This is a genomic window from Shinella sp. M31, assembly GCF_049199205.1.
Lineage (GTDB): Bacteria > Pseudomonadota > Alphaproteobacteria > Rhizobiales > Rhizobiaceae > Shinella.
On sequence record NZ_JBLZPH010000129.1, the window covers coordinates 40,614 to 51,884 of the forward strand.

The 11,271-nt window shown below is 66.6% G+C and carries 5 protein-coding genes; all 5 read right to left on the minus strand.

Features of this window, described 5'->3' with window-relative positions:
• Window positions 1-27: 27 nt before the first annotated feature.
• A complete protein-coding gene (addA, locus tag ACOZKU_RS20450; RefSeq protein ID WP_421580407.1) occupies window positions 28-3,597 on the minus strand; it encodes a double-strand break repair helicase AddA in 3,570 nt (1,189 codons plus the stop codon).
• Window positions 3,590-6,766: a double-strand break repair protein AddB gene (gene addB, locus ACOZKU_RS20455; RefSeq protein WP_421580408.1), complete on the minus strand. Its 3,177-nt coding sequence runs from the start codon at window positions 6,764-6,766 to the stop codon at window positions 3,590-3,592. The genes addA and addB overlap by 8 nt, the downstream gene beginning before the upstream one ends.
• Window positions 6,763-7,497, minus strand: a complete 735-nt coding sequence (locus tag ACOZKU_RS20460; RefSeq protein WP_421580409.1) for a nucleotidyltransferase family protein — start codon at window positions 7,495-7,497, stop codon at window positions 6,763-6,765. The genes addB and ACOZKU_RS20460 overlap by 4 nt, the downstream gene beginning before the upstream one ends.
• A gap of 13 nt (window positions 7,498-7,510) precedes the next feature.
• Window positions 7,511-9,007: a tRNA (adenosine(37)-N6)-threonylcarbamoyltransferase complex ATPase subunit type 1 TsaE gene (gene tsaE, locus ACOZKU_RS20465; protein WP_421580410.1), complete on the minus strand. Its 1,497-nt coding sequence runs from the start codon at window positions 9,005-9,007 to the stop codon at window positions 7,511-7,513.
• Window positions 9,008-9,016: 9 nt separating this feature from the next.
• A partial coding sequence (locus ACOZKU_RS20470; RefSeq protein ID WP_421580411.1) for an ATP-binding protein occupies window positions 9,017-11,271 on the minus strand: 2,255 nt, incomplete at its 5' end.

The window sequence follows — 11,271 nt, forward strand, 5'->3', positions numbered from 1 at the left end:
CTGGCGCGATCCGTCCCGTCCGGTATCTCACTTTGCCGTGAGTTCGGCAAGGCTCGCATCGAGCAGCGCCGGCTCCAGCCAGAAGGTTTTCGCCGCTTCCGTATAAATCAGCCCGCAGCGGATTTCCTTGTCCGGATAGAGCGGCGTGAGGATCGCGCGATAGATCACAAGCTGCGCCCGGTGCTCGAACGGAACGTCGGAAACGGCGGCCGGCGGCACGCGGTTCGTCTTGAAATCGACGATCTCGACGGCATCGCCGCTGACCGCCATGCGGTCGATGCGGCCGGAGACCGCAAAATCCCGCCGGCCGAGCGATAGCGTGCCCATGATCGAGACTTCCGCCCGCGCCGAAGGCGAGAAGATCGTTGCAAGGCTCTCGTCGCCAATCACCGCCAGCGCGGCCTCCACCAGCGAGGCGCGGGCATGGTTAGGCCAATGCGCCACCGCGCGCTCCAGATAGCGCCGTGCCGCCGCCGGACGTTCTTCCGCGGGAAAGGATGGCAGGATTTGCAGGAAGCGGTGCAGGATGCGCCCGCGCTCCAACGCCAGCCCGCTGCTGGGCACCCCGCCGCCCTTCCGGCCGAACAGCGCGGAGGGCACCAGAAGATCGGCCGTATCGGTCTCGATGACGGCCGCGGCACCCGAGGGGCTCAAGGGGCGCGGCAGGGCCTTCTGCGGCGGCAGCGGTTTGCCGAGCGCTTCCGGCAACACCACCTTCGCCCGGTCTTCGACCGTCGCAACCGATACGGCGCCGATATCCGCCGCGCCCGCCTCGCGCCAGGAGAAGCCCTGCCAGCTTTCGCCTGGTGTCGAAAACGTCGTCTCGCGACACCGCGTCGTGTCAGCGGAAAGCGCTGCCGTGATCATCGCGTGCCAGGTGTCCTTGGCCTCCTGCCGGCCGCGATAGCCGCAGACGACGAGGCGGTCGGCCGCGCGCGTCATCGCCACATAAAGCAGCCGCCTATATTCCTCCTCCGCGCCGGCCCGGATGCGCTCGGCATCTGCTTCCGTCAGCCCGTTGCCCAGGTCCTTCAGCGGCAGCCAGACGGGAAGATCGTCGGCCAGAGGACCGCCTGAAAGGAAACGCAGTTTTGGCATATGATTGGCATTGAACGGTTTCGAGCCGCCATCGACGAGAAAGACGACGGGTGCCTCCAGGCCCTTGGCGGCATGCACGGTCATGATGCGGATCTCGCCGCGCGCCTTGTCCTGCTCGCGCTTGACCGTCGGCGCCTCCAGTTCCAGCGTGGAAACGAAGGCCTGCAGGCCGGGCAGGCCGTTTTCCTCCTGCTCCAGCGCGAAGGTCAGGAATTCGTCGATGATCTCGCCCGCCTCCGCCCCGAGCCGGGCAAGGAACGCCCGCCGCCCGCCGCCGGCACCCAAAATGCGCGCATAAAAATCATGTACGGATTGTTCACGCGCATGGCTGATGAGATCGGAAAGCCGGCGAACGACCGGCTCCAGCGCTGCATTGCTTTGCGCCATCTCCCGCAGCCGCATCCAGAGGCTTTGCCGCTCCTCACGCCGGGCGGCAAGCTCGAACACGGTCTCCTCGCTCAGGCCGAAAAGCGGGCTCTTCATCAGCGCAGCCAGCGAAAGATCGTCCTCCGGCAGCACGGCGAAGCGGCCGAGCGCCATCAGGTCCTGCACGGCGATATGTTTCGTCAGCACCAGCCGGTCGGCACCGGCGACGGGCAGGTTGTGGCGTTGCTTCAGCGTGCGGGTCAGCGCATTGACGAAGGCGTCGCGCTTGCGCACCAGCACGATCACGTCGCCCGCCGCCATCGGCCGCGCCTTGCCCTTTTCCGTCACCGTCTCGCGGCCGATCCATAAGGCCAGCGTATCGGCGATGCGCCGCGCCAGTACATTGATCGGCGCTTCCTCGGCGACCGCGTCGAAGGGTGCTGTCCAGTCCTCCTCGTCGAGACCGGGCGGCGCGGCGATCACTTCCCAGACATCGACGGCACCGGGCTCGCGCCCGCGATTGGAGGCATGCACGATCTCGTCGCCATCGGGCGAGAGGCCGCGCGCATTGGCGGGGTCGAGAAACACTTGGTCGACGGCCGACAGCACGTCGCGCGTCGAGCGGAAGGAGAGCAGCAGTCGGATCGGGCTGAAGGCCGCCTCCGCCCTCTGCGTGCGCCGCGAAACCTCTCGGCCCTCCTCGGCGAAGCGTTCCGGCCGCGCGCCCTGGAAGGAGTAAATCGACTGTTTTTCATCGCCCACGGCAAAGATCGTGCGTTCCACCCGCCGTGCCGTTTCGCCGGCAAAGAAATCGTCGGTCAGCGCCTTCACGATCTGCCATTGCCGTGGGCTGGTGTCCTGCGCCTCGTCGACGAGGATATGGTCGATGCCCTGGTCGAGTTTGTAATGCACCCAGGCGCTGACCCGGTCGCGGGTGAGCAGCGTGGCCGTGCGGTCGATCAAGTCGTCGAAATCGAGCAGGCTGCGCGCGCGCTTCAGGTCCTCGTAATCGCCGATCAGCCGTTCGGCGATAGTGAGCGCTGCCAGCGTTGCCTCGACCATGCGCAGGCGCCGCAGCCGCTCGGTGCAGGCCACGACATGCGCCTGCGCGGCGATCAACGCGTCCTCGAACTGCGGGAACTGCTTTTTCAGCGCGGCGGAGAAGAAGGCGTTGTCGATCTTTCGCGGACTTCCCCCGTCCGTGAAAAAGAGCTTGTGCAGCCCGGCGCGGCGTGCCTCCGCATCCGTGAGGCGGATCAGGCCGCGCAGGCCTGCGGCCGATTTCTTCACCGTCTCGCTGCCGAGCGTTTCCGCCGCCGAGAGATAGGCCTCCAGAGTCGAACCCGAAAGACCGTCGAGCGGCCAGAAGGCGGCGAGGATGGTGTCGGCGGTTTCCGTCGCCGCAAGGCCGGTTTCCCGCCGCAGCACGGCGCCCACGCCGCCGGCCTTGTCGGCGTTATCGATGAAGGCGCGGATCGGGCCGCGCGCCGCGACGATGTCGGAGATCAGCTTTTCGAGTCCGGTATCGTCGGCGATATCGAGCACCGTCGCAAAGGCATCGGCCAGTGCCCGGTCGTCCTCGTTTGCCGTGGCCGTCAGCAGCGTGCGGCGCGCATCCGCCAGCAGCACGGCGGCGGCGCGGTCGTCGAGCACGGAAAAATGGCCGGCGACATTGGCCTCCAGCGGAAACTGGTGCAGCAGTGCCTCGCAGAAGGCGTGGATCGTCTGGATCTTCAGGCCACCCGGCGTTTCCAGCGCGCGGGCGAAAAGGCGGCGAGCCTCGGCGAGCTTGAAAAGGTCCGGCCGCTTGCCTTCGATGGCGGCGACACGGTCGGACAGCGCCTCGTCCGAAAGCGTCGCCCATTCGGCCAGCCGCTCGAAGACGCGGTTCGACATTTCGGAGGCCGCCGCCTTGGTATAGGTGAGGCAGAGGATGGCCGAGGGCCGGCAGCCGGCGAGGAGCAGCCGGATGACGCGTTGCGTCAGCACATGGGTCTTGCCGGAGCCGGCATTGGCCGAAACCCAGGCCGAACGGGCCGGGTCCGATGCCGTCGCCTGTTTCTGCGACGTCCAGCTCAGCCAGGCCGCGGGATCGGCGGAGGCGGGGCGGTCTTCGGCTTCGCTCTCAGACATCGTCGCCCTCCCCACCGTTTTCCGCCGACGACCATTCGGCGACGCGCGCCAGATGGTCGTACTCGCCGCCATAATCGCGCTCCTGCTCGGGAATGAGCCGCGAGGCGAAGCCGAAACGGCCGTCGATCAGGCCGGTCAGCAGCTTTTCCAGCTCGGCCAGCGCATCCTCCGCCAGTTCCACAGTCGATTTCGGATTGGTCTTGGCGCCCTCGTTGTTGACCTGCTCGGCTTCGAACCGTTCGCCGGGTTTGAGGCGCACATAGAGAAGGTTCGCCGGCTCGCGCTGGCCGGTGCCGCGGAAGGCACTGCGGCGGATGGCGGCCGCTTCCAGCGCCAGCTGCGGATCGAGCAGCGCGCGCGCCACCTTCAGCGATGGCGTGCTGCCGGTCTTGTAGTCCACAATATCGGCGCCGCCGTCGGGCAGGATATCGATGCGGTCGGCAATGCCCGTCAGGCGGATGCCGCCGACGGAGAGATCGAGCGAGGCCGGCACTTCCGTCAGGCTTTCGCGCACGCCAGGCGCGCGCTTCAGGTGCCAGTCGACGAAAGCGCGGGCGACGGCGGCAAAACGCGGCCGCCAGACGGCATCGATATGCGGCGGGAGCGCAATGGCATCGAATTCCTCGTCGAGGATATGGCCGATGAGGGTCAGCGGTTCGCCGCTCCCTTCGGCGCGCACGAAACGATCGACGATGCGGTGGTAGAGCGAGCCGCGCTCGGCCGGTCCGGGATCGAGGTTGAAAGGCGCGATTGGGTGCAGGCGCAGGATATGGCGGGCATAGATGGCATAGGGGTCGCGGCGCAGGCGGCCGATCTCGCTGAACGAGTATTTCTTCGGCTGTAAATCCGCCGGCGGTTTCGGCGAGGGGCGCGGTGCGGTCGGCACGCTGGCGCTTTTGTCGATGTCGCCGGCCCAGTCGATGAGGTTTCTGCCGCGGTTGCGCAGATCGGCGGCCAGCGTCGGTCCGCCGACAGCCAGCAGGCGTTGCAGCCAGCGGGAGGCGACGGTTGGCGCGGTGCCGTTGCGCAGCGCCCGCGTCAGCACGAGTTTCGGCGTGGCGGCGGCCATCTGCAGGTCATGGCCGAGCTGGCCGATGCGCCGCTCCGGCGGCTCCAGGCCGATCTCCACCTTCATGATGCGCGAGAGGAACGCGTCGTTCGCCGCCTGTCCCGGCCAAGTGCCCTCGTTGAGCCCGCCGATCACGACCGTATCCACGCTTTGCAGGCGCGATTCGAGCGCGCCGAAAATGAAGACGCGCGGATGGCGCATGGAGCGCGGCTTGACGCTTTCGCTCGCCGCCAGCGCCTCGATGATATCGCACCATTGCGGCCCGTCGGCTTCGATCTCGCCGTCCGTCTCCATCACGCTCTTCAGGAGATTGGCGAGACCGTCGCCCGCCTCGCCCGACCAGAGGGCGGCGAGATTGTCGCGCTCGTCCACCGCCACCGCCTCCAGCGCGCGGCCGGTGCGTTCGGCCCAGTCGGACAGCGGCAGTTTCGAGGAGAACCGCCGCCCCGTGCGGGTCTCGTGCACCAGAAACCCGGCCAGCGGCTCGACGGCGGCGGCGACGCGGCGGGTCAGATCCCTGGCCAGCGGAATCGCCGTCTCCGGCAACGCCGTGCGCCAGACCGGCGGATGGCGATCGCCGGCCTGCCGCTCGAGGGCAGTCTCGAGCAATGGCTCCAGTGTCGAAATGTCGATCTCCGCCGTGCCGCCGCGCAGCGCCGTCAGTTCCAGAGCGGTCACGGCCGCGCGGAGCTCGTCGGCGGGAAGGCCGAAGCGGGCAAGTGGGTGTTTCAACAGCGCGACGAGCGGCACCGGGTCGCCGGGACGCAGGGCCGCTTCCACCAGAAGCCGGAGCAGGGTGCCCTGCGGCGTGGACAGCAGCGGCGTACCGGCCGAATCGTCCGCCTCGATGCCGAAGCGCGCGAGTTCGGCAGCGACACGCCGGCCGAGCTTGCGGTCGGGCGTGATCAAGGCCGCCTGGGCATCGTCGCTGTCTTCCAGCGCAAGCCGCAGTGCAATGGCGATTGCAAGCGCCTCCTCACGCTCATTGGCCGCCTCGACGAGGGAGACGCCGCGGAATGCCGCAGCCATCCGGTCGGGATCGAGCGCGCCGCGCACCTCGCCCCAGCCGGCCGTGGCCTGCGTCGGCAGGAAGGCGCTGGAGAGGAGTTTTGAGCGGTATTCCAGATCATCGGAGGGAGAGCCGAGCGGGTCCACATCGTTGCGGGTTACGCCCATGCGGGCGAGCAGGCGGTGCAGGCCGTATTGCGGATGGCTGCGCGCGGCGGCATCCGGCTTCTGCCCGCCGTCCGCGCCCCCCTGATGGCCGACCAGCAGCCATTCGGTATCTGACATGAAGCGGTCGAGCCCCGGCAGGATGACGACGCCGTTTGGCAGCTTCGCCACGGCGGCGATCAGCCCCGCGGTTGCGGGAATGGAGCCGGTCGAACCGGCGATGATGACAGGGCCTGCCGGCGGCGCATGACTGTAGCGTTCGGTTTCGGCGTGCAGCGTCGCATTGCGCCGGAGCGACGGCGAGGACCGGCCAAGCTCGGTGAGGCGCGCCGGCCAGAACTCGCTGGCGATCTTCAAAAACTCGGCGGTGAGCTGCCACCAAAGCGCATGGTTGGAGACGTCGAGACCGTTGAGTGCGGCCCAGTCCAGTTCTTCCGTCTCCATCGCGTCGATGATCTCGGCGAGGTTTCTCGCAAGCCACACGGCGTCGGCCGGGCTTGCCGGCGCGACCAGCGGGCTTTCGGCGTGCACGGAGGTCACTGCGACGGGCAGGCTGTTGCGCCAGGCGAGCACCAGGCGCGCAAGCTCGATGAGGCGCGCCGGGCCGGACAACGGTTCGGCCATGTCGAGCAGGGCAGGCGCCACCTCGTCGAAGAAGCCGCTGTCGTCATCCGTTTCGCCCAGCGCCCGGATGACCGGCAGGATCGCCGATCTGCCGCCGAGGAGATCGACGAATTCCGAGCGCAGCACGCGGGCCGAGCGACGCGTCGGCACATAGATCGTGACATCGGCCAGTGCCAGCGGATCGGCGGGATCATAGGTAAAGCCAGGCATGAGGCGGCCGTCGATGAGGCTTGCCGCCACCGTTTTCAGGAAAGGCAGGCTTGCCGGGATCGAAAAAATGCGGCCGCCGCGGGCGCTGGTCACGCCGCCGCCTCATGGAAACGGCCGATGACGGTTTCCGCCGCATCGATGGCGTCGGGCGTGCCGACGGTGATCCAGTGTCCCTTAAGCATCAGGCCGAACAGCCGGCCTTTCTCGATGGCGCGGTCGAAATAGATGTTGAGGTTGAAGGCATCGTCGGGGGCATCATCGAGAAGTGCGGGCATCATGGCGATGGCGCCGGCATAGACGACCGGATTGCCGTCTTCATCCCGGTAACGGGTAAGCCGCCCGTCCGCGCCCATGGAAAAGTCCTTCTTGCCGTTATGGCCCGTCGTGTCCTCCAGCCGCACGCAGAGCATGAGCATGTCCATGCGGTCAGGGTCGAAGGCTTCGGCAAGGCGCTGAAGATTGGTCTTTTCGCCCGGCTTTTCGCCGATCCAGAAGAGATCGGCATTCATCACGAGCACGGGGGCGCGGCCGAGCAGCTTCAGACCCTTGGCAAGTCCGCCGCCGGAATTCATCAGCTGCGCGGTCTCGTCGGACAGGATGATTTCGGGCTCGGTGCGGTTTGCCAGATGCGCCGTCATCTGGTCGGCGAAGTGATGCACGTTGACGACCGCGCGCTTGACGCCGGCGTCAGCCAGCGCATCCAGCCCATAGTCGATCATCGGCTTTCCGGCGATCGGCACCAGCGGCTTCGGTATCGTATCGGTGATGGGGCGCAGGCGCGTTCCAAGGCCGGCGGCCAGCACCATGGCGTCTTCGATCTTCATCAAGCACTCGCGGTTATGATTCGGTCGCGAGGATTCCAGCCTTTTCGCACCAGTCGCGCAAGGGGGCGAGGTCGGGATGGGAGAGTGCGCGCGTCAGATTGCGGAGGGTACGCGGCATATGGCGCATATAGGCCGGCTTGCCGTCGCGCTGCATCAGCCGGACCCAGATGCCGACGAGCTTGCAATTGCGCTGCGCCGCCATGACATGCCAGTCGCGCAGGAAGCGCGTCCGGTCGAAGCCCGCATGGTCTGCGCGCAGCGACAGATAGTGGTCGAGCACCGCGTCCGCCACACTTTCGGGCATGTCGACGCGGGCATCCTGCACCAGCGAGGCGACGTCATAGGCCGAGGGGCCGATCATCGCATCCTGGAAGTCGATGATGCCGACGCGATCGGTGCCGGACGCCTCGGGACGCCAGATGATGTTGGGCGAGTGGAAATCACGCAGCAGCAGATTGTGCTCGGCGCTCGAAAGGCTGGCGATCAGGTCATCCCAGATCGCGACATAGGCCTTGCGCTCGTCGTCGCTCGCCGGCGTGCCGCGTTTCCAGGGCAGGTACCAGTCGGTGAGCAGGCTCACCTCGATCTGCATGGCGTCCCGGTCGAAATCCGGTACATGGTGCCGGATGCCGTCGGCCACCGGCAGGTCACGCGCAAAAGCCTGCCCGTGCATATGAGCCAGGCACGCCGCGCTTTCACGGTAACGCTCGGCGATCGGCACGCCGTTCTCGTCGAGAACGCCGTCACTGCCGAGGTCCTCGATCAGCAGGATGCCCTGCTCGATATCCGCCTCGTAGATTTCCGGCGCCCGCAATCCGCGCGCGACGAGATGGCGGCCGACGGCGATGAAGGGTTTCACGTCCTCGGCGATATGGGCGATCTGCTGGTAATATTTGCCCTGCGCAAGGATCGGCCCCGGCGTGTGACGTGGCGCGTCCATCAGAACGAAACGTCGGTCGTCGGTGTAAACATGCTCGTAGGCACGCACAGAGGCGTCGCCCGTCAGATGGCGCCGTGTTGCAGATGGATAGCCGGCGTCGTCGAGAAAGGTGCGGATCGCCAGCGAGCGGCGAATCCGGCTCAAGGCCGGTGCCGGGCCATCGATGGTGACGCGCCGCCCGTCGCCTTCATGCATGAAGGTCAGCGTGATGCCTTCCGCCGGCAGCGTGCCAAAACCCTTTTCGGGCCATTCGACGAGGCAAATGCCGTCCGACAGCGCTTCGTCGAAACCGAGTTCGTCGATCTCGGCGGCATCGGCGATGCGGTAAAGGTCGAAATGCGCGACCGGCACGCGCAGGTCGTAGGTCTGCACCAGCGTGAAGGTTGGGCTCGGCACCTCAAGCATGGCATCGTCGGCAATCGCGCGAATGAGGGCGCGCGAAAAGGTCGATTTTCCGGCGCCGAGATCGCCCGACAGCGCGATGTAATCGCCGCGCTTGGCCGCCAGCGCCATGTCCTCGCCGAAACGGATGGTTGCGGCTTCGTCGGCGAGGAAGAGTGCGAGCGCCATGCGGGCCTTCTATTCCGCGGCCGCAAACGAGGTCATCGTGGCCGAGGGAATGCGCACGGTGACATTTGTGCCGCGGCCCTCCTGGCTGTCGATGGCGACGGTGCCGTGGTGCAGGCTCACGAAGCTCTCGACGATGGAGAGGCCGAGGCCGGCGCCGCCCTGGCGGCCGTGGCTTTCGAAGCGGTTGAACACCGTCTTCAGCACGTCCTGCGGAATGCCCGGCCCGCGGTCGGTGACCGTGAAGACGAGATCGAGACCTTCGCGCCAGCAGCGCAGGCCGATGGCGCTGTGCGCCGGCGCGAAATTCGCAGCATTGCCGAGCAGCTTGATGAGGATCTGCTTGAGGCGCTGCTGGTCGCCGACGATGGTGCCGAGATTATCGGGCGCGGTGATTTCCAGCGTCACCTGCGCCTCGTGCAGGCGATCGGCGAACTGCATCGACACGTCGTCGAGCAGGTCCGTCAGGTTGATCTCGGTATAATCGAGTTCCATGATGCCGGCATCGACGGTGGCAAGGTCGAGGATGTCATTGACGATGGTGAGCAGAACCGCCGACGACGTCGCGATATGGTCGACATATTCCGACTGGCGGTCGTTGAGCTCGCCCATGGTCGGCGTCTTCAGGAGATCGGCGAAGCCGATGATGTTGGTGAGCGGCGAGCGCAGCTCGTAGGAGACGTGCTGGACGAAATCGTTCTTCAGCGCGTCGGCCTTGCGCAGCGCGTCGTTCTTTTCCGTGAGTGCGCGGCTGACGCGCACGCTGTCGGTGATGTTGACGAAGGTCAGCATCGTCTGGGCGTTGGAAAGCGGAATGACGGCGAAGTCGAGCACCAGGCCAGTGCGCAGCTCCAGCACGCCCTGGCAGGACGGCCGCTCGTCGTCGAAGCTGGTGATGATATGCGCAAAGCGCTTCCAGCCGTCCGGCTTGTCGTAGGAGACCGCACAGGCCTGCTCGATGGCGCGGATATGCGTGCCGGATTTTGCCTCGGCCTCGCTGATGCCCCATAGCGCGCGGAAGGCGGGATTGGAAAGCCGGATGCGGCCGTCCGGGCTGAACACGGCGACGCCTTCGGCCAGATGGTCGATCGTCTCGTCCTGCACCTGCACCAGAGTGTTGTAGCGCGTTTCGAGATCGACCTTTTCCGTCAGGTTCTCGAAGACCCAGGTGGCGCCGCCCTGCGGGCGCGCGGTGGCGAAGACGCGCAGCGTCTGGCCATTCGGCAGGTGCCAGAGATCGGTCTGCGTCTCGATGGCACGATAGACGGAAAGGGCGGTTTCCTTCCACTGCTTCCAGTTCAGCTGTTCCGGCAGCTTTCCGGCGGCGCGCAGTTTGTCGAAGAGTTCGCCATTGCCCGGCTTGCCTTCGAGGAAGGCCATGTCGACCTCCCACATATGCTGGAAGGCCTGGTTGTAGAATTGCAGGCGCTGGTCGCCGTCGAAGATCGCGACGGGCGTGGCGAGATGGTCGAGCGTTTCGGCATGGCTCTTCAGTGTGCGTACGAGTTCTTCGCGCACGGCCTCGACATCCGAGACATTGATCGCGATGCCGGCCGAGCCCGTCGGGCTGCGGGCGTCGACCACGTCGAAGAAACCGCGGTTGCCGTGTACGACGGTCGAGACCTTGTCGCGATAGGCCATGTCATAGGTGCTGGTGGCGCGGATCTTTTCGCGTGCGATGGTCGGCAGCAGTTCGCGGCCCTCATGCACGGCGCTTGCGGCATCCTTCGCCTCCACGGCTTCGGCATAGGCCTCGTTGACCCAGGCGAGCGAACCGTCGGCGGCGCGCTGCCAGACGGGCAAGTCGATCTGATCGAGCATGCCCTGAAGAGTGGTCAGCGCCGCGACCAGCCGGTCGCGCTCGAGCTTCAGCTCGGCAGCCTCGGCGCGCAGATTGTTGAGCGCCACGAAACGCACGAAGGCCTGTCCGCCGGACACGCGGCCCTGGGCTTCCAGCACTTCGTCGCGGCTGGTTTCCACGACGAGGTCGAAACTCTGGGCCTGGGAGCGCAGCTTTTCGACGGCGCGTTCGATCTCGCCGGCCGAGGCGGGCTTCAGCCAGCGGCCGAAGGCGAGGAATTCGTTGTCGGCCTGGGGCGCGCCGGTCTCGGCCGGCAGCTGGCCCAGAAATTCCGGTTTGCCGGAACGGCCGTCCCACACGACAATGCGGCGATCCTTGTCGCCGATCAGCGCCTGCAGGCGGGAAACATTGTGCTTTGCATCGGACAGGCTGGCCTTCAGCGCACGGCTTTCGGCGGCCATTCTGG

What these genes read in the sequence shown, in the direction of transcription:
- addA (WP_421580407.1), bottom strand. Translation starts at nt 3,597, where the DNA reads ATGTCTGAGAGCGAAGCCGAAGACCGCCCCGCCTCCGCCGATCCCGCG.
- ACOZKU_RS20460 (WP_421580409.1), bottom strand. Translation starts at nt 7,497, where the DNA reads ATGAAGATCGAAGACGCCATGGTGCTGGCCGCCGGCCTTGGAACGCGC.
- tsaE (WP_421580410.1), bottom strand. Translation starts at nt 9,007, where the DNA reads ATGGCGCTCGCACTCTTCCTCGCCGACGAAGCCGCAACCATCCGTTTC.